The organism is Pseudoflavitalea rhizosphaerae (assembly GCF_003991355.1).
In the GTDB taxonomy this organism is placed as follows: domain Bacteria; phylum Bacteroidota; class Bacteroidia; order Chitinophagales; family Chitinophagaceae; genus Pseudobacter; species Pseudobacter rhizosphaerae.
This window is the reverse complement of the sequence record NZ_RCSU01000002.1, coordinates 446,934-468,878: the sequence shown is the minus strand read 5'-3', so window position 1 is coordinate 468,878 and position 21,945 is coordinate 446,934. Positions and strand designations below refer to the sequence as shown.

Genomic DNA, 21,945 nt, shown 5'->3' with positions numbered 1-21,945 from the left:
TGGCCGCAGCAAAAATAAAACAATTGGAACAACTGCCGGGGCCTATTTGGCATCCATCGAGGATTTGTAACGCTTTACAGCCTGATAAATTTGTTTGGCAATGGCTTCCTGTCCTTTGGCGCTGCTCAGGTAGATCTCTTCATTCCTGTTGGAGATGAAGCCGGTTTCCACAAGGATACTGGGCATTGCCGTGGCCTGCAGGATCCAGATGCCTTCATTGTTCCTTTGTTTCACTCCACGACTGGTCCGGCCTCCTTTCACGAATTCCTGTTCCACCATCGTGGCCAGGCTAAGGCTTTTATCGAAATATTTTTTCGTCCACAACATCGATTTCACCCTGAATTCCGGGCTTTCGATATCCGGCGTATATTCTTCATCGGAAGAGATCCGTTCGCCCACATATTCTCCTTTAGCATCTGTACGGTCAGCGGCCCAGATATAGGTTTCGGTACCGCTTGCAGCATTAGGGTACTTGTAGGTCTTGTATGTAGGAACGATCTTCGTTCTTTTCTTCCTGTTCTTACCTTTTCCGGTGTAGTAAGTTACTTTCCTCGAACCTACTTTTTTCTTCACTACTCTGGGCGGGGCTGAATTGGCATGGATGGAAATATAAAGATCCCCCTTATGCTTATTGGCCAGTTCCGCCCTGTAACGGTTATCCACATATACATCTGTGGTTCTGGTGTATACCACTTTCACACCCGGGATTTGGCTCAGGAGTTTCCCCAGTTTGAGGGAAATGGAAAGACAAACTGCTTTTTCTGTTGAAGTTTTTCCACGCGCACCGATGGCTTTTCCGCCATGGCCGGGATCAACTATGATAGTTTTGAAAGATGGCTTCTGCTCCTGAGCCTGCTGGAATGAGGTGAGTGCCGTAATTACAACACAAATGGTAAGGCCTTGAAGGATTGTTTTCAACATGCTATACTCATCGGTTTACAAACGGGGAAATTTATTTCAGACTGTCTTTAACAGGTGCTGACTGTGACTGGCTTTCCGTACCGGCCGGAGCGTTCTGCTCGCTTGACGGATGTTGCTTGCCTTCCAATGCAGCTTTGTAACGGACCAGCGAAGCGAGAATGCTGTTCACGACCTCCGCCTGGCCTTTTTCGCTTATGATATATTGTTCTTCTTCAGTATGTGTTACAAATCCTGTTTCGATCAGCACACTGGGCATGCCCGTTGCCTGCAGCACCCAGATGCCTTTTTCATTTCTCTGTTTCACACCGCGGCTAACACGTCCGCCCTTCACAAATTCCTCTTCAACAAAAGTGGCCAGCGTCAGACTCTTGGCGAAATATTTCTTTTCATATAACTGGGCGCGGATACGCGCTTCAGGAGAATTCAGGTCCAGGATATTCGTGCTGTCCTCCACATTCTCACCACCTTCTTCCTGGCTTTGATTGATGGCTTCACCCTTGAAGCCGCCACGGTCGGCTGCCCAGATATAGGTCTCGGTGCCATGTTGCCAGTTCTTTACATAATAACTTTCATATATAGGAGACTTCACCACTTTCTTTCTTCTCTTCTTTCCTTTTCCAACATAAATGGTCTTGTTCTTATGTCCCACCACGCGCTTGGCATACCAGCCCCCGGCTTTGACGCCGGCGGCATTGCAGTGGATGCTCACAAAGAGATCACCCTTTGCTTCATTGGCCATATTGGCCCTGTAGCGGAGACTCTGCTGAACATTGGTGCCGCCACCAGCCAGTACATCGGTGGTACGGGTATAGATCACCTTCACACCGGGCATCTCTTTTTCGATGGCTTTTCCCAGCTTGAGGGAGATGCTCAATGCGATTTCCGCTTCGGTGGAATGCTGCCCCAATGCGCCGGGGTCCACGCCGCCATGACCCGCATCGATAATAATAGTACTCAGTGCAGGCTTCTGCTGTTGCGGTGTAACGGGGGGATTAACCGTGAATGCCGCAAGGGCAATCAGCGAAACGAGAAATAACGATACATAATAAACTCTCTTAATCATTACATGTTCAATTTTTCAGGAAACGAAACCTTCACAACATCTTAATGCTTTTCTGTTTATTTTTGCTCCCACTGCATTATGACTAACGGACGCAAAAATAGCTTAAAACAGAGTTCAGCATGGATTTTATTCGTATCACTTTTGCTAATAACGTCCAATCTACGCGCGAATTACAATTCAGATTATGATTTTTACAATTCATTAACTGCTTTTCAGGACACATCTAAGGTTCCGAAGAGCGATACGATCCCCCAACGTAAGGACTCTCTCATAACAAAGACGGATACTTTCAGTATAAAGATGTCAAAGGACTCGCTCGATGCCCCCGTGAATTATGCCGCATCCGATTCCATGGTGATGGAGGTGAAAACAAAAAAGATCATCCTCTTCAGTAAGGCATCGGTGAAGCAGAAAGATATGGAGCTGACGGCAGACAGCATCGAGCTGGACCAGCCCAGTAATATGGTGATTGCCGTATTCCGTCGCGACTCTACCGGTAAGATGATCGGCCGCCCCAAAATGGTGCAGGCAGATACCAAGATGGAGTCTGACATGATCCGATACAATTTCAAGACCCAGCGCGGTCTTACCAAATCCACCACCACCGCCCAGGGGGAAATGTTCGTGCACGGGGAAACCATCAAGAAGATCAATGAAACGGATTACTATGCACTCCGTGGACAAATGACAACCTGTAACCTGGACACACCGCACTTTGCCTTTCGAACGAAGAAGATGAAACTCGTAAACAAGAAACTGGCAGTGTCTGGCCCCATCCACCCGGAATTCGAAGGGGTCCCTGTACCTATTTACCTGCCATTCGGATTCTTTCCCATCTCACAGGGAAGGCATTCCGGTTTGCTCCCGCCACAATTCGCGGCCAGTGAACAGTTCGGTATCGGACTTGAAGGTCTTGGTTATTATAAGGTACTCAACGATAATTTCGATGTTACCCTCCGCACCAATATCTATTCCTACGGAGGATATAATATTTATTTATCTCCCACTTACCGTAAGCGTTACCGTTATAACGGAAGTATGAACCTATCGTTCCAGAATACACGAATTCTCAGTAATACGGCAAAACAGGAGTATACTACTTCGCAAACCTTCAATATCAACTGGAGCCATTCGGTAGATAGCAGGGCCAGGCCGGGAACATCATTTTCCGCCAACGTGAATGCAGGATCTACCAAGTACAACCAGTATGTGGCCAATAACCCAACGCTCAATTTCCAGAACCAGCTGAGCTCTTCCATTTCTTATCAGAAGAACTGGGACAATAAGTTCAACCTCACCCTGAGCGCCAACCATAGCCAGAACAACGTATCCACACTCATCAACATGAGCCTGCCTACGGCTGCATTCACAGTGAATACTTTTTATCCTTTCCAGCCGAAGGAAATGGTAGGCACACCAAAATGGTACCAGAAGTTGGGTATCGGTCTCAATACCAATTTTGCCAACCAGATCAGTGTATATGAAAGGGATTTCAACGTGAGCAAGATCCTGGACACCATGCAATGGGGTGCACAGCACAATATTCCTATTCAATTGTCATTGCCTCCGCTGGGACCTATTCAGATTGCACCGGGCATTAGTTATTCAGAAAAATGGTATTCGAGAAGACTGATGAAGAGATTAGACACGGTTACCAATAAGGTGGATACCGTTACCAATGCTAATGGTTTTTATCAGGCGCGGGATATATCATTCAGTCTTGGTTTGAATACAGCCCTTTTTGGTAAATACGAAGGTTTTGGAAAGAACAGCAAGTTCCAGGCGATCCGCCACGTTATTCGTCCTAACATTTCACTGAGCTATAAACCTGATCTCGCCGCAAATGACTGGTATGATTTCAATGTTGATACTGCTTCCAAAAGAACGGTTCGTGCGTCTTATTACGAGGGCAGCATTTATGGTCCATTTTCCGAAGGTGTGTTCGGCGGTATCGGTTTCGGAATCGATAATAATATCGAAGCTAAGGTCCGCAGCAAAAAAGATACAGCCAATGGCGGTATCAAAAAGATCAGGCTGATCGATGGTTTCGGTTTCAACAGTAGCTATAACCTGGTAGCCGACTCCTTCAAACTGGCGCCATTCAGTCTCTATGCGCGCAGTACCCTTTTTGAGAAGATCAATATCACAGCGGGCGCCGTACTGGACCCTTACCAGGTAGACAGCTCAGGTTACAGAATTAATAAATACATGTGGGCCGGTGGCGGTGGCTTCAAACCCGGTCGCATCACCAGCGGCAGCGTATCTATCTCCACTACTTTCCAGAGTAAACCGAAAGATGAGAAAAAGGCCAAGGAACAGGAAGAAGCCGAAAAAGACCTGGGCCTGCCGCCACTTACACTGGAAGAACAACAGGCGCAACTTGAATATGCCAGGCGCAATCCTTCCGAGTTTGCCGATTTCAATATTCCCTGGTCAGTGAATCTTTCATTCTCCTATAATTTCTCACGACAGTTCCGTCCGGATTACAAAGGCTGGGAAACGGTTTCCAATGCCAGTATCAACGTGAACGGAGACTTCAACTTAACGCCCAGATGGAAAATGGGCGCAAGCAGCTATTACGATTTCAAGTCTTCATCCATTCAGTCGCTAACCCTCTCGCTTAGCCGAGAAATGCACTGTTGGCAGATGTCCATCAACGTTACACCCGTTGGTTTGTACAGGACCTTCAATATCACCATCAATCCGAAGAGCGGATTGCTGAGGGATCTGAAGATCAATAGGACGCGCTTCTTCTACGGACAATAAGCGGGGAGGGGGTGTGCTGTAGCAAAGAGGTATTGTTTTGCGTTTTCGCAAAGGGATATTGTCTTTGCCGGCTGTGAAACGAACCGCGCGTTTGGTTGATTTTATGGGCAGTGGATTGGTTGGATGGGGCTGTGGTACAAAGATGAGCTGTGGGGCTTACGTTTCGGAGGCCCGGAAAAGACAATATCCCTTTGCTACAGCACACTGAGAGGGGGAGGGAAAGGTGAGGGTGCGTCAGTGTTTGTGAATGGGAACAGTGGGGTGCGTGATGTTGATGCTGACCGTTTATAGGGAGAATGTTTGTTGGTGATGCTTCTGTTTATTTTTTTTCAATTCCACTTTTTTATTATCTGTTTTTATAGTGCTGCACGTAATGGGCTTCCATTACCTGGTGGACGCGGTCGCGGAACTCAGCGGTGCTTTCGGAGGGGAGTGCTGACATGGGGGGAAGGAAATCGAAATAGAGACGATGAGGCATTACGTAGAAAGTAGGTGAGCTGGGGAGTACCTTACGGGTGTTGAAGATGAGAGCGGGAATGATGGCTTTGCCTGTTTCGATACTTAGCCTGAAAGCGCCGTCGTGGAAGGCTTTGATGGGTTGCTCAGTTTTGTTGCGAGTGCCTTCGGGGTAGAGACACATGTGAAGTCCCATCGCTAAAACATTCTTCATTTTTGTATAACTGCCTTTACGGCTTTGCTCACTTTTGCGGTCTACCAGTACACTGCCGGTTTGATAGATAAGACCGAAGATGGGGATCTTCTTCATCTCGATCTTCGCAATGGTCTTATTACCGCCGGGAATGAAGGGAGAACTGATGGGAACATCCATGAAAGAATTATGATTGCAGACTACGATGTAATTCTCTCCGTTCTTGAAATGATGCTGGCCGGTCACGCGGAGCGGACAACCGATACCGTTAAGGAATACCTGCATCCATACACGCGCCATCTTCAGAAAGCGATAGGTTTTCTTTGGGTCCGGAAGGAAATAGCAGAATAATAGAAAGGGGATCATGAAGATCAGCAGGGTTACTGTAAATAGTAAAGCGGCCCAGGCGGCCATGATCCTTCCTATGATGGCTTTGAGAATATGCATAAGTAAAAGGGCAAAGATAGATCAAAGCGCCCAATCGATTGGGTCGATACCGTTTTGCACAAGGAACTGGTTGGTTTTGGAAAAATGCTTACAACCGAAAAAGCCGGAATCTGCTGAGAACGGCGACGGATGCGCAGCTTTCAATATCAGATGATGACGCGTTACATCTATCAGCTCCTGCTTCTCCTGCGCAAACTTTCCCCAGAGCAGGAATACCACATTCTTTTTTTCATCGGATATTTTCCTGATCACGGAATTAGTGAATTGCGCCCAGCCGATCTTGGCATGGCTCATCGGTTCGCCGGCACGCACTGTGAGACTGGCATTGAGCAGCAACACACCCTGCTCCGCCCATTTGGTGAGGGTGCCATGATTGGGGATGGGCAATCCCAGGTCTGATTGCATTTCCTTGAAAATATTCACGAGCGAAGGAGGCGGCTTGATGCCCGGCGCTACCGAAAAGCATAAGCCATGCGCTTGTCCGGCACCGTGATAGGGGTCCTGCCCCAGGATCACCACTTTCACATTGTCGAAATGGGTCAGGTTGAAAGCATTGAAGATCTGCCCGCCCGGAGGATAGATGGTCTTTCCGGTCATCTTTTCTGTACGCAGAAAAGTAGCGATCTCAAGGAAATAGGTCTTGGTGAACTCATTCTTCAGTGCAACCTTCCAGCTTTCATCGATTTTTACATCCATGCGAAAGTAAGTTTCGGGTAAAAATAGAAAATATTATTTACTCCCTGAGCAATCCTGGCATATGCACAGGCGTAATCACAATCGGATATTTCTCTGCTGTTACATTGCTTGGGGGCCAGTCCGAAGGGCGGAGAGTTGGCAGTCGCTCGCCTCCCGGCGAGTGACTTCTATTTGTTCGCCTCCGGCGAACACCGCGTCGCCAGAGGCGACTAAACAAAACTCACTCACCGGGAGGCGAGCGAGTGGGCACAGCGAAATAAAATGTAACAACCTTTTTAGCCAGCGCCATCGTGTTTTCGAGAGCGGGAACAAAAAAAATGGAATCAGGAAACCCTTTACTGCGCCCGCTCTTTCAATTCATCGGCCGCATCATCATTGTATTTACGTTTACGACTAAAGATCTCCTTGCCGAAATTATAGCTGAAGGAAATGGCTATGCGCCTTGTATCGGGATCATTGGTGCGGAAGGAATATGCATTCACCAGGCCTCTGTTCTCTTCCCTGGTCCCCATGGAATGGAAGATGTCTTCCAGGTTGAGCTTGATGGAACCTTTGTTCTTCAGTACTTTCTTTTGAACGGCTGCATTTACCCAATGCCTGGATTTCACGTAGGTCTGGAAATTGATATTCGGCGCCTGATATGTGGCATAGAGATCTGCGCTCCAGGTTTTGCTTATGCTGAACTGATTCTGAATTTGTGTTCTCCAGGTATAGAGCTGAAGGTTGATCGACTGGCTGTACAGTTTTCCATTTGTACTGAATCTTGCTCCTGCAATATGAAAGTTCAGGTTCCACCATTTGGCGGGTCTCACACTCAGGTTGATCAGCAACGCCAGCAGATCGCGGGAAGCGAAATTTTCCGGCCTGTTGATCTGCGTGTTCTTATCGATCCTTGTGGCATTCGCTATCCCATCATCCTGCCTTTCGTACAACAACCGGGTGGTGAGTAATTGTTTGTACCGCCAGTTCAGTTCAAAGCGATGGGCGATTGTGGGATTCAACATAGGGTTACCTGTGGAATAGCTGTACTGATCAATAAAGAACAGGAAGGGATTGAGCTGTTGATAGCCCGGCCGGTTGATCCTCCTGGCATAACTGAGTGCCAGTGTGTTTCTCCCAACACTATCCAGTTTGTAGGAAGTAAAGAAAGATGGAAAAAGGGAATGATAGTTACGCCTGAACACAGACGGGGCCACTACCTCGTTACCCAGCTGGTTGCCTTTTGTTTGCGTGTATTCCCATCTCAGGCCGAGCTGCAGACCGAACCGTTTCCAGTTCTTTCGCCCGTTTGCATAAACTGCGTGTATATATTCACGATAGATGAAGTGGTTGGATTTACTGTAGTCCGGAACAGGCTTGCTTTCGGGAATAGAAAAATAGTCGGATTGATGATTGTTCTTTACCAGCCCTGATTTGAGGCCAGTACTGAAGCTTGCCTTGTTTTTCAGCGGTAATGAATAATCCATTCTGGCGGTGAATACATCCGTACTGTAAGGAAGCATGTAAAGGAACCTGTTGATATCGCCCACCTGGCCGGACTGGTCCTCTACATAATTGTTCAGGTCCTGTGTACTCCTGTTATTGTACCGGATATAATTGAGGTCCGCCGTTATTTCTTCTCCTTTTTCTGTAAACCGGTGCTGCATATTGGCATTGGCTCCAAATTGTTCCCACCTGCCATGGGTGGAGTTATTGCCCCTGCCGGTGGAATCGGGAATATTGTTGGTACTGAACATTCGTGTTGTGTATTCCGATCCGTCATTCCTTTTCCTGGTGTTGCCATTCAGGATAAAGCCCAGTGTTGTTTTCTTGTTGAGGTTGTAGTCCATTCCCAGTCTGGCAGAGAACTCATCACTGCGGGTATCGTTATCGTTTTCCACTTTGGTGGCGGCAGTGCGTTGCCCGCCGGATGTGAAGAATGCCCTGTCGTCAGCACTTTTGTTACGTTCAGTATATCGGCTGTAACTGAAGTTGCCGAAATAGTTGACCTTCCTGTTGAGATAATTCAGATTGATGGAATTGTATGTCCTGTATCGTTTTCCAATATTCGAATTGTGGGTGGCGCTGCCTGCGTAACCCTGTGTTCTTTTCTTTTTCAGTTTTATGTTGATGAGAGTACCGCCATTGGCATCATATTTTGCCGGAGGGTTGGTGATCAGCTCGATCTTTTCAAGCAGGCTGCCTGGCAGGGAGCGGAGATAGGCTGCCAGATCGCGGCCGCTCATATAGGTAGGTCTTCCGTCTATCAGCACAGTAACGCTCTGCATACCGTTCATGGTGATCTCCCCATTATTATCTACGGTTACTCCCGGTGTTTTTTCCAGTACTTCCAGGGAACTGCCTGCTGCTGCGCCGATCATCGATTCCACATTCACGATGGTTTTGTCCAGATCGTATTCCAGCAACGGTTTTTTTGCAGTGACCACCACTTCTTTCAGGGTGGACTTTTTCTGTGGACGAAGAATGATGGCCGGCCACTGCAGCTTTTTGCCCGCACTGTCGATAGTGAATGGGAGACTGATAAAAGGCTCCATACTGATTGCTGATACAGCCAGAAGGTAAATACCAGGGCTGCCGACTTTTAACTCGAAACTGCCATTGTTCGCCGACGTAAGGCGCATCACTACAGTGGAATCTCCGGCCATCAATAAGTTTACCGTTGCTCCGGAAACGGGTTCGTTTTGTATATCTTTGATCTGACCACCGACCGTTGCCCGGAACCTGCCCTGGGCCACCAGATCAGAAATTGAAATAGTGAAAAAGAGGAATAAAAAGATTGTTCTCATGACGTTAGCTGTTAAAGCGATGAAGGTTTCAGCAAATTTGGCAAAGGGTTACAGCGCCAGGAAATAATCATGTTGAACAAGGCTTATGGCATGACGGAAGCCCGGCTGAACATGACAAAGGTTTTCGTCCATCCATAATGGTATTCCATCAGTGTACGGTCAGTATTCGTCAGGAACTTTTCGTGGTCTGGATTTACCTGTCCAGTTTTGTGTTACCACCACTGAAAAAAAAACATTATGAAGCTCAAAGGAAATACAGCCAATCCAAAAGCGCCCACTGATCCGAATTATCTCTGGCTGGCCATCGGGGCCGGTATCCCCATTTTCATGGCTGCTCTTTTCTACACGAAGGAACGGATGCACAATAATGAAGAGGTAACAGCTTTCCTGATCACCGTGTTTTTTATTCTCGGCATTTTTATGGGCAGGTATGTGTCTTTGCTCTGGGCCAGCAGGGAATATAATATTCCCAGGCGGATCTTTTTCTGGCTGGGTGTGATCATTTTCTTTACCATCATCCTCGTGTTCATCATGGCTGGCGCCACTTTGCGCCTGAGCTCGGATTTCATGGCCTTCCTCTTCATGGGAGTGCCATTACTGATCCTGAGCATCACTTCCGGAATACTCATTAAGCTGATCCGTGTAACGGTGAAAGGGCAACTCACTGAAGCCAAAGTATCCGCTGCTCAAAGCCAGAGCGAATTGCAGTTGCTGCAAAGCCAGCTCAGCCCGCATTTCCTATTCAATACCCTCAATAATATTTATGGCATCAGTCTTACACGCCATGATAAAGTGCCGCCGCTTTTACTGAAACTTTCGGACCTGCTTCGCTATTCCGTGTATGATGCGAAAGAACAATTCGTTCCGCTGAAACATGAGCTCGACTATATCAATAACTATATCGAATTTGAAAAGATCAGGGTAGGAGAGAAACTGCTGTTGTATGTGGAGATCGAACCCAATATCAACCCTCAGATAAAAATTGCACCACTGCTGTTGATCGTGTTCATCGAGAATGCTTTCAAACATGCAAAGAATACAACCAGCCAGGAAATACAGATCAGCATGCAATTGAAAACATGGAAAGACACCATCTTATTTGCAGTCTGGAATTCCAATAGCAACCAGCAGGGAAGCCCGATGTTGAATTCACATAGCGGCTTTGGCCTGGAGAGTGTACGAAAAAGACTGGCCTTGCTGTACCCGGGTGAATACGATCTCAATATCGAAGACAAGGATAATTCCTATTCCGTGATGTTACAACTAAAAGCAAAATAATGGCCAGGTACAATTGTGTGATCGCAGATGATGAGCCTATTGCCCGCGAGATCATAGAAGGTTATTGCAGGCATCTTCCGGCCCTGCAGGTAGTAGCCGGCTGCTCCAATGCACTGGAAGCTAAAGCAGCTTTGCAGGAACATGATGTGCAGATCCTTTTCCTCGATATCAATATGCCTGTACTTGATGGCATTGCTTTTCTAAAGACGGTGAAAGAGCCACCACAGGTGATCTTCACTACCGCATACAAAGAATATGCAGTGAACGCTTTCGATCTCGCCGCCTGCGATTACCTGCTCAAACCTTTTTCCCTGGAGCGTTTTATTGTGGCCGTTGACAAAGCCATAGAAAATATGCAAAAAAGGAATCCTGTAAATGGACAACAGGAATCCGAAAAAGGAGAGGATGCCCTTTTCATCCGCACCGATAGCAAGATCTTCCGTGTTCCATTCAAAGACATCCTGTATGCGGAAGCCAGCGGCAATTACACCAGGATCGTTACGCCGCAGCATACACATATGCCTGCTATTACTTTCTCCGGATTTGAACAACAATTACCGGTTACACAATTCATCCGGGTGCATCGATCCTTCATCATCAACAAATCCGCCATCTCACATATCGAAGGCAATCGTGTATTTATCCATCGAATTGAAATTCCCATTGGCAGTAATTACAAAGATGCATTTCTAAAAGAGCTTGGCCTCTGAGCAAAGATGTTGCCAGTCGCTCGCCTCTGGCGAGTGACTTCTATTTAGTCGCCTCCGGCGACGCAGTGTTCGCCGGAGGCGAACAAATACAGGTCACTCGCCAGAGGCGAGCGACTGCTCCCTGAGTAAACTCAATAGCCCTTTTTAGTCAGCCCCTGGCCACACCCTGATCAAAATGATCTACATTTGCCGCCCGCAGGTAAATTATGAGTACGAGTAAAAACAGTGTGAGCAAAAAGAAGGAACTGACCGGAGAACAACTGGCTGTGATACGTAGCAGGGGCGATGTGGCTATCAATGCTGTTGCCGGATCCGGCAAAACCACCACCATTATCGAATACGCAGTGAGCAGGCCTTCTTCCAGTTCCATCTTATATCTTGCATTCAACCGCTCCGTGAAAACTGAAGCCGCTAAAAAGTTTGAAGCACGCGGCCTGAAGAATGTAAGAGTGGAAACCGCTCACTCCCTCGCTTTCGACTATATTGTGAGAGGTTCAGGTTATAAGATCAGGCAAAAAGATTTCACTACACATGAAATAGTGGAACTGCTCGGACTGCGCAGCAGCGGCGAAAAACACAATGAGTATATTCTCGCCAATCATATCAGTAAATTCATTTCCTTTTTCTGTAACAGTGATAAAAAGAAAGTACAGGAACTGAACTATCTTGACCTGATCACCGATCCCACGGCCAAAACTTTCGTCCGAAAACATTATGCCGAAATAGAGCTGGGCACCCGTCAGCTACTGGCGAAAATGGAAAAAAGAGAAATCGAAATTCCGCACGATTTCTACCTGAAGAAATTCCAGTTGCTCTGCCCGCAACTTCCATTCGATTATATCCTTTTTGATGAAGCACAGGATGCGTCCGCAGCCATGCTGGATGTTTTTGTAAAACAGAAAGCCACCAAACTGATCGTGGGCGATACACATCAGCAGATCTATGGCTGGCGACATGCCGTCAATTCATTGGAGAAGACAGGCTTCAAAACATTGCAACTCAGCACCAGCTTCCGTTTTCCGCAGGATATTGCAGATCTGGCAACAGAAGTCCTGTACTGGAAAGAACACCTGGGAGATCATCAGCCAGTGCCCATCACCGGTAGAGGCGGCGCTACAAAAGTGAAGACCAATGCCACCATCGCACGCACCAACCTGGGACTTCTGCTCAATGCCATCGATTTCATCACCAATAACCGGAAGATCAAAGGCATTTATTTTGAAGGGAACTTCAACAGTTATACTTATGCCGATGAAGGTGCATCACTCTACGACGTTCTGAACCTTGCCAATAACAAACCTGATAAGGTCCGCGATAAGCTCATCGGCTCTATGCGCAACCTGGAAGAACTGGAAGAGTACATAGAAAAAACAGAAGACCCGCAGCTTGCCATGATGGTGGAAGTAGTGAAGGAATACGGAAATGAGATCTACGATATCATGCGTTCCCTGAAAAAACTGCATATTGGAGATGAAGAGAGGGAAAAAGCGGATATGATCTTTTCCACCGTACACCGGGCAAAAGGAATGGAATACGATACCGTGCACCTGGTGAACGATTTTGTTTCCGAAAACAAACTGAAAAAGGCAAAAGGTGAAGCAGCTTCCAAAAATGAGAAGCCTGACCTGGTAAGGTTGAACGAAGAGATCAATCTTTTATACGTGGCGCTCACCCGGGCAAAACATCATTTACATATTCCCGATACACTGGTGCCCGAAGGATTCAGGAATTCCCCTGTGATCTTTCGTACCGATACAAAAGAAGAAAAAGCGAAAAAGAAACCTGCCGGGCCACAGAAGCCTTTACGAACGGTGCCGGTTAACCGGGCATTTGATCACTCACGCAGAAAGGATCCAGCCAATGAGGTGGGTAAACCCTGGACTGCCTTCCAGGATGAAGAACTGACAATACTTTACGAGAACTTCAATTCCATTAAGGACATAGCGGACCATTTCGGAAGAACAAAAGGCGCTATCATCGTGAGGTTGAAAAGACTGGGGCTTATGGATTAATAAAATGCTATTTAATCTGTAACAAAAGGTCCATTTCCTCCACTAATGGTAAAAATCCTTATCTTCCATTCTCCAGCCCAGGAATTCAAACCCCAACTCAATCGTGTATGGAATTACTCGACAACCTTAGTCCGTTGCTGAAAATGTTCTGGTTTATCGCCATTCCCGTCAGCGTTATCTTTCTCATTCAAACCATCATGACCTTTGTTGGTGCAGATGCTACCGACGGACTGGATGCAGATTTCGACAGTGACCTGAATGGAGGGGATACGCCATTCCAGCTATTCTCATTCCGCAACCTCATCAATTTCCTGCTGGGTTTCAGCTGGGGCGGTATTTCATTTTACGGGATCATCTCCAATCCAACGCTGCTGGTTTTAGTAGCGCTGATCATCGGCATTAGTTTCCTTTTTCTCTTTTTCCTCATTATCCGCCAGATCGTAAAACTGGGTGAAGACAATTCTTTCCGAATCACAGATACGATCAATAAAACTGCAGAAGTGTACCTGGCCATCCCCGGTAGTATGGAAGGCAGGGGGAAGGTCCTGATCAGTGTTGGCGGCTCCACGCGCGAGCTGGAAGCGATGACAACACAGGAAAGAATTCCTACCGGAGCCACTGTGAAAATTGTAAAAGTGGAAAATGGACATATCCTTATCGTAGAAAAAATCTAGAACCCCATATGTTATCTCCAATTATGACTATTGTGGTCGGGGCAGTAGTGCTGTTCGTGACCATCCTCGCATTGGTATCGAGGTACAAGCGATGTCCGAGTGATAAGATTTTAGTGATCTATGGCCGCACCGGCGGTACATCAGCCAAATGTATCCACGGCGGTGGCGCATTTATCTGGCCGGTGATCCAGGACTATGCTTTTCTTGACCTGAAACCATTGAGCATTGAAGCCAACCTCACCAATGCCCTGAGCCGGCAGAATATCCGTGTGGATGTGCCCTGTAGGTTCACCATCGCCATTTCCACGGAAGCGGACAATATGAATACCGCGGCAGAACGGCTGCTGGGGCTCAGCGCCGAGCAGATCCAGGAACTGGCAAAAGATATCCTTTTCGGCCAGCTCCGCCTGGTGATCGCTACGATGACCATCGAAGAGATCAACTCTGACCGCGACAAATTCCTGGAAAACATTTCCAAGAACGTGGACAGTGAACTGAAGAAGATCGGCCTGAAACTGATCAACGTGAACGTGACCGATATCAAGGATGAAAGCGGTTATATCGCAGCGTTAGGTAAGGAAGCTGCTGCCAAAGCCATCAACGAAGCCAAGATCAGCGTAGCCGAGCAGGAGAAGATCGGTGAAACCGGTAAAGCTCTTGCCGACCGGGAAAAAGATACACAGATCGCGGAAACGCACAGGGACCGTGATGTGAAGATCGCCATCACGCAAAAAGACAAAGAGATCAGCATCGCTACCGCTGTAAGGGATGAAACTATCGGTAAGGCTGAAGCAGACAGGGACACGCGTGTAAAGACTGCAGAGGCCAATGCCATCGCCATTCAGGGTGAGAACGAAGCAAAGATATCTATCGCCAACTCGGAAGCATTAAGAAGGGAGAAAGAGGCGGAAGCGCTTCGCGTTGCGATATCCGCCGAAAAAGTGCAACAGGCAAAAGCGCTCGAAGCTTCTTATGTGGCAGAACAGAAAGCGGAAGATGCCCGTTCACAAAGAGAGCGAGCCACACAGGTAGCCAATATCGTGGTGCCTGCAGAGATCGCCAAACAACGCGCCATCATTGAAGCGCAGGCCGCTGCGGAAACCATCCGCGAAAACGCGAAAGGTGAGGCCGATGCCATCTTCGCCAAAATGCAGGCTGAAGCGAATGGTTTGTACGAGATCCTCACCAAACAGGCGGAAGGTTACAAACAGGTAGTAGCTGCCGCCGGCGGCGATGCCAACAAAGCCTTCCAGCTGCTGCTCATCGAGAAGCTGCCTGAACTGGTGGCCACACAAGTGGAAGCCGTGAAGAATATCAAGATCGATAAGATCACTGTATGGGATTCCGCAAATGGAAACGGAACAAATGGAACATCCACCTCCAATTTCGTATCCAATATGATGAAGACGGTTCCGCCGCTGAACGACCTCTTCAATATGGCAGGGCTGAACCTTCCTGATTACCTGAAGGGTAATGGCCCACAGTCGAACGACGACAATAAGATCGACCTGCCGGTAATTAAAGAATAATAGAAAAGAAGAATAATGAAAACGGCCGGGCTGGTAAGGGGCAGATCAATTCTCTGCGAATGGCTTCCTTTTCCAGTCCGGCCGTTTTCTTAATATCCAGTTATTGAATGACGGATTGATAGTGCTTTACGGATTTACCCGTACAAAAAAAGCCTCCCTAAGGAGGCTTTGACAATAATATTGCCAGGGGATCAAAGGCTATTGATCTTCACATTGGAGATCAGGAAAGCCGCTGGATTGTTGTACTCCGCCCCCAGCTTGAATGTGCTGTATGTTCTCTTGCCTTCAAATGCGTTGGTGATATCGAAAGTTTTTTCTTCGTTGATATAAACCTGCAGACGCTCACCCTGTTTGCGGATGGCGATATGGTTCTTTTTTCCACCCTCATTATATGTGCTGCTGGTAACATGAGCATCCAGGTCCCTGGCTTTATTATCCGCATATGCCATACCACCATCATAAATCCTCAATTGCAGGTATGGATTTTTAGGATAGAGGTCAAAATTGCCATTGAGGGCATCTTCGAAATCAATATACAGCGTATGACTATTACTGCTATTGGCAATGATCAGATCAAACTCAATAGTGAAGTCTTTTGTTATACCTCCTTTGATCTTTGGAATGTACACTGCGTCGGAAGCAAGGGAGAACCATTTTCCATCGTATTCATCTATGGTTACTACTTCTCCGCTACCATTGGTTTTCCAGCGTGCGGGGAATTTACCGTTTTCCGTTTCATTGAAATTGTCCGCAAACAAGAGAGAATCTCCTGCAACAAAATCATATTTTGAATGGATGGTAATCTTGTTATTACCCTTGCCGGCAGTAGAGGAAGTGCTTGTGGCTGTAGCTTCCGGATTCTCTTTTTTCTTCTTTTTGAAGAGTTTTCCGATTTTTTCTGCTGCATTACCTACTTCCTCCACGGTTTGAGCTTTCAGCATTACCGGGGTGGCCATCAAAAGCAAAACCCCGCTTAGTTGAATAAAGTGTTTCTTCATGGGTGTGACTGATTTCTGATTTGAGCTACAAAAATAAGGTACCTGTTTGAGACAGGAGTACCTGAAAGCCGGTAGTTTTCTTAATTTAATATGAACCGGTTATTGTCCCCACGCTGTGATCACTACAGTTCTGCTTCCGCCGTGGTTGCGGTGCTCGCAAAGATAAATGCCCTGCCAGATGCCGAGGGCAAGCCTGCCATGCCGCACAGGCACCATAACCTGGTTGCCCAGCAGTGCTGCTTTGAGGTGTGCAGGCATATCATCCGGGCCTTCATCGTTGTGGAGAAAATCAGGGTCGTTTTCCGGAACAGCTTTGTTGAAAAAGGTTTCAAAATCTGCACGCACTGTTGGATCTGCGTTTTCATTGATGGTGAGAGATGCGGACGTGTGCTGAATAAATACCTGGCACATACCTGTCTTCAATTCTGATAATTCCGGAATTGCCCTGCTGATCTCTGCCGTAATGAGATGAAACCCTCTTTTTTTCGGCGGCAATGAAATGGTTTGTTGGAACAGTTTCATGAGGGTAAGATACAGGATTTGGCTATATTGATGCCGAATAGTGGAAAACTGAACAAATAGAATTATGAACACTGCAGCTCAATTGATCAGCCTGTATCAACTGCTTCCGCACCCGGAAGGAGGCTACTACAAGGAAACATATCGAAGCAGCGAAATGGTGGCTATATCTGCATTACCTGAAAGATTTGGCGGCAACCGCTCATTCTCCACAGCTATTTTTTTCCTGCTGGAACGTGGTAATTTTTCTGCTTTCCACAAAATAAAGAGTGATGAATGCTGGCATTTTTATGCAGGACAAACCTTACTGGTGCATATCCTGCAATCCAATGGAGAACTGCAGACCGTATCGTTGGGCGCCAATGCAGCAGCGGGTGAATTGTTCCAGTTTGTTGTGCCTGCCAATTGCTGGTTTGCAAGCGAGCCTTCAATAGATACAGAGTTTACTTTCACCGGATGTACCGTATCGCCGGGATTCGATTTTGAAGACTTCGAACTGGCAAAAACAGAAGAGCTGGTCAGCAAATTCCCGGCTCATGCAGCGCTGATCAGAAGGCTCTGCAGGCAATGATCGTATTGAATGGTTCCGGCAATTAAGAAAACTGTATGTTCAATCAACAAGAAAAAATTTCAGGATCAAGGTTGAAAGCCATCATCGGGGGCACAATCGGTAACCTGGTGGAGTGGTACGACTGGTATGCTTATTCCGCTTTTGCATTATATTTCTCTTCTTCTTTTTTCCCTACGGGCAATGCCACGGCACAATTGCTGAACACTGCCGGAGTTTTTGCGCTGGGCTTCCTGATGCGACCGATCGGGGGCTGGTTATTCGGTATGCTGGCAGATAAAAAAGGCCGCAAAGTGTCCATGACCTGGTCTGTACTTTTGATGTCTTTCGGGTCCCTGCTGATCACATTTACGCCTACCTATGCGCAGATCGGTATCATGGCCCCGGTGGTACTGTTGCTGGCGAGGCTGCTGCAGGGACTCAGCGTGGGTGGGGAATACGGCGTTTCGGCTACCTATCTTAGTGAGATGGCCAGCCGCAACAGGCGTGGCTTCTATTCCAGCTTCCAGTATGTGACGCTGATCGGAGGGCAGCTTATAGCCCTGGGTATCCAGATCATCTTACAGAAGTTCCTGCTTACTGACAAACAACTGCACGATTGGGGCTGGAGAATACCTTTCGCCATTGGCGCTGTACTTTCCGTTGTTGCGCTCTACCTGCGTTCCAATCTCCATGAAACACCCAGTTTCGAAGCCAAAAAACAAACCAGTACAACAAAGAAAGGTTCTATCCGTGAATTGCTCAGGCATCCACGCGCCGTGCTCACGGTAGTAGGACTAACGCTCGGGGGTACACTGGCATTCTATACCTACACCACTTACATGCAGAAGTTCCTGGTAAACACAGTTCAGCTTTCCAAAGAGCAATCCACCAATATTTCTTTTATTACACTTTTATTGTTTGCATTATTGCAGCCTGTGTTGGGAGCATTGTCAGACAGGATCGGCCGTAAGCCGCTGCTGATCAGTTTTGGCGTATTGGGAGTTCTGTTCACTGTGCCTTTGCTGGAAGCGCTCAGCCAAACGGATTCAAGTGTTGTGGCCTTTCTGCTGATCATGGTTGCGCTGGTGATTGTCAGCGGATATACAAGTATCAATGCCATTGTAAAAGCAGAGCTGTTTCCGGCTGAAGTCCGTGCATTGGGGGTGGGGCTGCCATACGGACTTACTGTAGCGATCTTTGGCGGCAGCGCGGAATACATTGCACTTTGGTTGAAAAAGGCCGGGCATGAAAATTATTTTTACTGGTATATCACCGGTTGCATCGCCATCTCACTGACCGTTTATTTATGGATGAAGGATACGAGGAAAACTTCCAGGATAAACGAAGAATAAAGAGATTGATCATAATTGCTATGAACAAATAGTTTATACAAAAGATTAGCCCCCGGAGCAGAAACAGCACGGGGGCTTTGCGTTTTATTCGCTCCAACTGTCTTATTCTTCTCCGCAGGACTGATCTCTCCATTGATGCTTAGCTCAACTGGTCAGAGCAGGTGCCTTATACGCACAAGGTCATCGGTTCAAATCCGATAGCATCTACAGTGGCATCCCTTAATTTGAAATAAGAAAAATGAAATCCTTAACAGCATAGCTGATGACCGAGTGGCTCACAGGGTGATCTTTCCCATTTATTAAATATAGAAAAAATGGATTCATTTAATTTCGTAACTTTCTCGGGCATTAATTGTAATCCTGAAGCTAGAAATTATATGAAAACATCCGCATTACTTATTTTAGTATTCTTTACCGTTACTACTTACGCGCAGAACTCCCTCAACAATTACAAATATGTGATTGTTCCTTCAAAGCTCAGCTTCTCCAAAGAAGAGAACCAGTACGGTTTAAGTACACTGGCGAAATTATTGCTGGAAGAGAAAGGCTTTTCAGCCTACGTGTCAAATGAAAACATGCCTGCTGAAGTGGCTGCCAACAAGTGTAATGCGCTCAATGCGGAAGTTACCGAAAGGAAAGGTTTGTTTGCTACCAGGCTTACAATCACGTTGAAAGACTGCCAGGGGAATGTACTCTTCAAAAGCAAAGAGGGGAACAGCCGTGAAAAAGAATTTCAACCTGCTTATGAAATGGCTTTGAGAGATGCTTTTACTTCGTTCAATGATGTTGAGTATAAATATGATGGAACCAAATTTGCTCAGCCTCAGCAGGCTATAATTCCAACAACCACACCCGCTGCTCCGGCGCAAGCATCCGCGCCTGCTCCAGCTCCAACTACCCCTTCTGTAACTGAAAGCACCGGCGTATTGTACGCGCAGGCTACTCCAAATGGATATCAGTTGATAGATACCACTCCGAAAAAAGTATTATCGCTTTTCAAAACTTCTGTACAGGATTTTTACATTGCAGTTGATGGAACAACAAGCGGTGTGGTATTCAAGAAAAATGAAGAGTGGTTATATGAATATTACAAAGACAATAAACTTGTTTCACACAAGTTACAGATCAAGTTCTGATCTTACTTTCCCTCTTTGTTGATCCAGATATTATTGAAAAATAATAGTTCCCGGTCTTTTGGACTGAACTTTACGGAGACCTGGTAATATCCTTTTTTCGGGATATTGATGATGCCCATCCTTGTGTTTACAAACTCATCGGTATTGTAGTCATGTGGCTCTACCACCACCTGGCCTGTGGGTTTCAATTGCTGACTAAGGGTTTGGCCCGGAACGCTTACCGTACATTCGATGTCGTTTCTTATAGCGTTGTGAAATGAAAGATCAACCTTGTATTTTCCTGCTTCAGCGGCATAAAGCTTCCAGGTTAATTGCCCGGGTGTATTGATCACCAAATGCGCCGGTCGCGTGCCATCAAAATCTTTCAATTCATATTTTGAGGAGCTATCGCTGTTGTTTTTTCCATTTAGCGAAAAACCGCCAAAACCGGATTCTGCCACAACCTGTTCATCCAGTTCAAGCGGCTGCGCATACTGAACAACGATAGTTGAAACAAATGGATTTCCTTGTTCTTCGGGTAAATGAATATGTGTCAATGGCCCATTTTGGGTAAACTTCAACTGTTTTCTACCTGTTGGTGTGACCAGCTCAATACGCAGTGGTGTGGAGAGAATGCCGGTGAGTCTTAAAACATGATCGAGCGGCCAGTTGTACACCTGGAGGAAAACGTTCTGCCGGGCGACATCGAGTTTTTTGGTGGTGATACGCCCCCAATCGTTCTGATCAGCACGCAATGGTAATCCTGTACTTCCATAGATCGATTCTCCCTGTTTCGAAAGCCAGGCCCCCATATCTTCCAGCCTCCTGGTCCCTTCATATGGAACTGTGCCGTCTGCACGCGGACCGATATTCAGTGTGAATCCACCGTTGAGACTTACATTATCGATCAGGGATTGTAATAATTGACTGGTGGATTTCCATTGATTTTCCAGCGCATTGTACCCCCAGCTATGGGCGATGGTGCCGGAGGTTTCCCATGCATAGTTTTGATAATAGGCGCCAAACTGGTTGTCGCCCATCGTTTCAAAATCTATATCCGGATTACTCACTGCGAGGCCCAGCCGGGAGTTGATCAGGCAATTGGGTTGCAATTCCCTTATCAATTTGATCACCTGTTCCAGTTGTTCCTTTTTTACGATGGTAGTTTTGTAATCAACCCACATATCGAACCATAGCATGGCGATATCGCCGTAATTGGTCAGTAGTTCACGTAGCTGAGGTAATACTTTTTCCTGCCAGTACTGGTTGTACTGTTCGTCGCTTACTTTGCCGGTGATTTCCTGGTTATGGTCCCAGCCATAAGGGTGTTCCCAATCCAGCCAATGTGAATAATAGAATGCCAGTTTGATGCCGTTTTTCCTGCATGCATTGGAAAGTTCTTTTATCACATCACGGTCGGTATTGCAGAGCTTACTGAGATTGTAATCGCTGGTTTTAGAATTCCAGATAGCAACCCCATCATGATGTTTGGCTGTGATGATGATGTATTTCATGCCGGCTTTCTTTGCGAGTAAGACCCATTCTTCCGGGTTGATCCTGCTCCAGTTGAACCGGCTGGCAAGTGTTCCATATTCTTCCCTGGAAATACGGTTTCGGTAACGGATCCATTCCGCATAGTTGTTACCGTTCCTCAGGCGTTCTCCTTTCCAGATGCCTTCGGCCGCGCTGTACAGGCCCCAATGGATGAACATCCCGAAGCGGGCATCTGTAAACCATTTCACGCGTTCTTCCCTTGTATTTAGGGGTTGGGCGGATATCATGTTTGTTGTCAAAATCAATGAAAGCAGGAGGGTGGTTATGATCAGTTTCATATTTTAGGAATAAGCGTTACTAAAATAATGAAAACGGCTGTCAGATTG

At 46.8% G+C, this 21,945-nt stretch carries 17 protein-coding genes and 1 tRNA gene; 10 read left to right on the top strand and 8 right to left on the bottom strand.

The genetic code is table 11. From position 1 onward, the window contains the following. Positions 1-42 precede the first annotated feature (42 nt). Both D9Y29_RS04620 and D9Y29_RS04615 read right to left on the bottom strand, forming a co-directional pair. Positions 43-921 (bottom strand): N-acetylmuramoyl-L-alanine amidase family protein, encoded by an 879-nt coding sequence (locus D9Y29_RS04620; RefSeq protein WP_127125469.1) that lies wholly within the window; start codon positions 919-921, stop codon positions 43-45. A gap of 31 nt (positions 922-952) precedes the next feature. Next, complete coding sequence (locus D9Y29_RS04615) at positions 953-1,984, bottom strand: N-acetylmuramoyl-L-alanine amidase family protein (RefSeq protein ID WP_127125467.1); 1,032 nt, start codon at positions 1,982-1,984, stop codon at positions 953-955. 300 nt (positions 1,985-2,284) lie between these two features. Between D9Y29_RS04615 and D9Y29_RS04610 the strand changes: the two genes are divergently transcribed. Beyond that, positions 2,285-4,750 carry a putative LPS assembly protein LptD gene (locus D9Y29_RS04610; protein WP_241237850.1) on the top strand — a complete coding sequence of 822 codons (2,466 nt, stop codon included), beginning with the start codon at positions 2,285-2,287 and terminating at the stop codon, positions 4,748-4,750. A 346-nt stretch (positions 4,751-5,096) separates the two neighbouring features. Here the strand turns inward: D9Y29_RS04610 and D9Y29_RS04605 are convergent, their stop codons facing one another. From D9Y29_RS04605 to D9Y29_RS04595, 3 genes are all read right to left on the bottom strand, one after another. Further along, positions 5,097-5,846, bottom strand: a complete 750-nt coding sequence (locus D9Y29_RS04605) for a lysophospholipid acyltransferase family protein (RefSeq protein WP_127125463.1) — start codon at positions 5,844-5,846, stop codon at positions 5,097-5,099. Positions 5,847-5,867: 21 nt separating this feature from the next. Next, positions 5,868-6,542, bottom strand: coding sequence for a uracil-DNA glycosylase (ung, locus tag D9Y29_RS04600; protein WP_127125461.1), 675 nt, complete (start codon positions 6,540-6,542; stop codon positions 5,868-5,870). Positions 6,543-6,877: 335 nt separating this feature from the next. After that, complete coding sequence (locus D9Y29_RS04595; protein WP_127125459.1) at positions 6,878-9,328, bottom strand: outer membrane beta-barrel protein; 2,451 nt, start codon at positions 9,326-9,328, stop codon at positions 6,878-6,880. A gap of 237 nt (positions 9,329-9,565) precedes the next feature. On the opposite strand from D9Y29_RS04595, the gene D9Y29_RS04590 reads away from it, so the two are divergent. The 5 genes from D9Y29_RS04590 to D9Y29_RS04570 all read left to right on the top strand — a co-directional run bounded on the left by D9Y29_RS04590 (position 9,566) and on the right by D9Y29_RS04570 (position 15,531). Further along, positions 9,566-10,606: a sensor histidine kinase gene (locus D9Y29_RS04590; protein ID WP_127125457.1), complete on the top strand. Its 1,041-nt coding sequence runs from the start codon at positions 9,566-9,568 to the stop codon at positions 10,604-10,606. After that, positions 10,606-11,316, top strand: a complete 711-nt coding sequence (locus D9Y29_RS04585) for a LytR/AlgR family response regulator transcription factor (protein ID WP_127125455.1) — start codon at positions 10,606-10,608, stop codon at positions 11,314-11,316. Before D9Y29_RS04590 ends, D9Y29_RS04585 begins: the two co-directional genes overlap by 1 nt. A gap of 206 nt (positions 11,317-11,522) precedes the next feature. Next, a complete protein-coding gene (locus D9Y29_RS04580; RefSeq protein WP_127125453.1) occupies positions 11,523-13,328 on the top strand; it encodes a UvrD-helicase domain-containing protein in 1,806 nt (601 codons plus the stop codon). Between the two features lie 107 nt (positions 13,329-13,435). Then, a complete protein-coding gene (locus tag D9Y29_RS04575) occupies positions 13,436-14,002 on the top strand; it encodes an NfeD family protein (RefSeq protein ID WP_127125451.1) in 567 nt (188 codons plus the stop codon). A gap of 8 nt (positions 14,003-14,010) precedes the next feature. Continuing rightward, the gene (locus D9Y29_RS04570) at positions 14,011-15,531 is read left to right on the top strand and encodes a flotillin family protein (protein ID WP_127125449.1); all 1,521 of its coding nucleotides are present in this window, start codon (positions 14,011-14,013) and stop codon (positions 15,529-15,531) included. Between the two features lie 191 nt (positions 15,532-15,722). Here the strand turns inward: D9Y29_RS04570 and D9Y29_RS04565 are convergent, their stop codons facing one another. After that, on the bottom strand, positions 15,723-16,529 hold the full coding sequence (locus D9Y29_RS04565) for a hypothetical protein (protein ID WP_127125447.1): 807 nt from the start codon (positions 16,527-16,529) through the stop codon (positions 15,723-15,725). Between the two features lie 99 nt (positions 16,530-16,628). Then, complete coding sequence (locus tag D9Y29_RS04560) at positions 16,629-17,051, bottom strand: secondary thiamine-phosphate synthase enzyme YjbQ (RefSeq protein ID WP_127125445.1); 423 nt, start codon at positions 17,049-17,051, stop codon at positions 16,629-16,631. Positions 17,052-17,115: 64 nt separating this feature from the next. Here D9Y29_RS04560 and D9Y29_RS04555 point away from each other — a divergent pair, with 64 nt between their 5' ends. From D9Y29_RS04555 to D9Y29_RS04540, 4 genes are all read left to right on the top strand, one after another. Further along, entirely contained in the window at positions 17,116-17,619 is a 504-nt protein-coding gene (locus D9Y29_RS04555) for a cupin domain-containing protein (RefSeq protein ID WP_127125443.1), read from the top strand. Between the two features lie 35 nt (positions 17,620-17,654). Beyond that, on the top strand, positions 17,655-18,950 hold the full coding sequence (locus tag D9Y29_RS04550; RefSeq protein WP_127125441.1) for an MFS transporter: 1,296 nt from the start codon (positions 17,655-17,657) through the stop codon (positions 18,948-18,950). A 134-nt stretch (positions 18,951-19,084) separates the two neighbouring features. After that, positions 19,085-19,157, top strand: a tRNA-Ile gene (locus tag D9Y29_RS04545). A 170-nt stretch (positions 19,158-19,327) separates the two neighbouring features. Beyond that, positions 19,328-20,086: a hypothetical protein gene (locus tag D9Y29_RS04540; RefSeq protein ID WP_127125439.1), complete on the top strand. Its 759-nt coding sequence runs from the start codon at positions 19,328-19,330 to the stop codon at positions 20,084-20,086. Between the two features lie 2 nt (positions 20,087-20,088). Here D9Y29_RS04540 and D9Y29_RS04535 read toward each other — a convergent pair whose 3' ends face one another. Further along, positions 20,089-21,897, bottom strand: coding sequence for an alpha-L-fucosidase (locus D9Y29_RS04535; protein WP_127125437.1), 1,809 nt, complete (start codon positions 21,895-21,897; stop codon positions 20,089-20,091). Positions 21,898-21,945 lie beyond the last annotated feature (48 nt).

Bases quoted from the DNA above. Each gene is read 5' to 3' on its own strand.
- D9Y29_RS04620 (WP_127125469.1), bottom strand. From the start codon at position 921: ATGTTGAAAACAATCCTTCAAGGCCTTACCATTTGTGTTGTAATTACG.
- D9Y29_RS04615 (WP_127125467.1), bottom strand. From the start codon at position 1,984: ATGATTAAGAGAGTTTATTATGTATCGTTATTTCTCGTTTCGCTGATT.
- D9Y29_RS04610 (WP_241237850.1), top strand. From the start codon at position 2,285: ATGTCAAAGGACTCGCTCGATGCCCCCGTGAATTATGCCGCATCCGAT.
- D9Y29_RS04605 (WP_127125463.1), bottom strand. From the start codon at position 5,846: ATGCATATTCTCAAAGCCATCATAGGAAGGATCATGGCCGCCTGGGCC.
- ung (WP_127125461.1), bottom strand. From the start codon at position 6,542: ATGGATGTAAAAATCGATGAAAGCTGGAAGGTTGCACTGAAGAATGAG.
- D9Y29_RS04595 (WP_127125459.1), bottom strand. From the start codon at position 9,328: ATGAGAACAATCTTTTTATTCCTCTTTTTCACTATTTCAATTTCTGAT.
- D9Y29_RS04590 (WP_127125457.1), top strand. From the start codon at position 9,566: ATGAAGCTCAAAGGAAATACAGCCAATCCAAAAGCGCCCACTGATCCG.
- D9Y29_RS04585 (WP_127125455.1), top strand. From the start codon at position 10,606: ATGGCCAGGTACAATTGTGTGATCGCAGATGATGAGCCTATTGCCCGC.
- D9Y29_RS04580 (WP_127125453.1), top strand. From the start codon at position 11,523: ATGAGTACGAGTAAAAACAGTGTGAGCAAAAAGAAGGAACTGACCGGA.
- D9Y29_RS04575 (WP_127125451.1), top strand. From the start codon at position 13,436: ATGGAATTACTCGACAACCTTAGTCCGTTGCTGAAAATGTTCTGGTTT.
- D9Y29_RS04570 (WP_127125449.1), top strand. From the start codon at position 14,011: ATGTTATCTCCAATTATGACTATTGTGGTCGGGGCAGTAGTGCTGTTC.
- D9Y29_RS04565 (WP_127125447.1), bottom strand. From the start codon at position 16,529: ATGAAGAAACACTTTATTCAACTAAGCGGGGTTTTGCTTTTGATGGCC.
- D9Y29_RS04560 (WP_127125445.1), bottom strand. From the start codon at position 17,051: ATGAAACTGTTCCAACAAACCATTTCATTGCCGCCGAAAAAAAGAGGG.
- D9Y29_RS04555 (WP_127125443.1), top strand. From the start codon at position 17,116: ATGAACACTGCAGCTCAATTGATCAGCCTGTATCAACTGCTTCCGCAC.
- D9Y29_RS04550 (WP_127125441.1), top strand. From the start codon at position 17,655: ATGTTCAATCAACAAGAAAAAATTTCAGGATCAAGGTTGAAAGCCATC.
- D9Y29_RS04540 (WP_127125439.1), top strand. From the start codon at position 19,328: ATGAAAACATCCGCATTACTTATTTTAGTATTCTTTACCGTTACTACT.
- D9Y29_RS04535 (WP_127125437.1), bottom strand. From the start codon at position 21,897: ATGAAACTGATCATAACCACCCTCCTGCTTTCATTGATTTTGACAACA.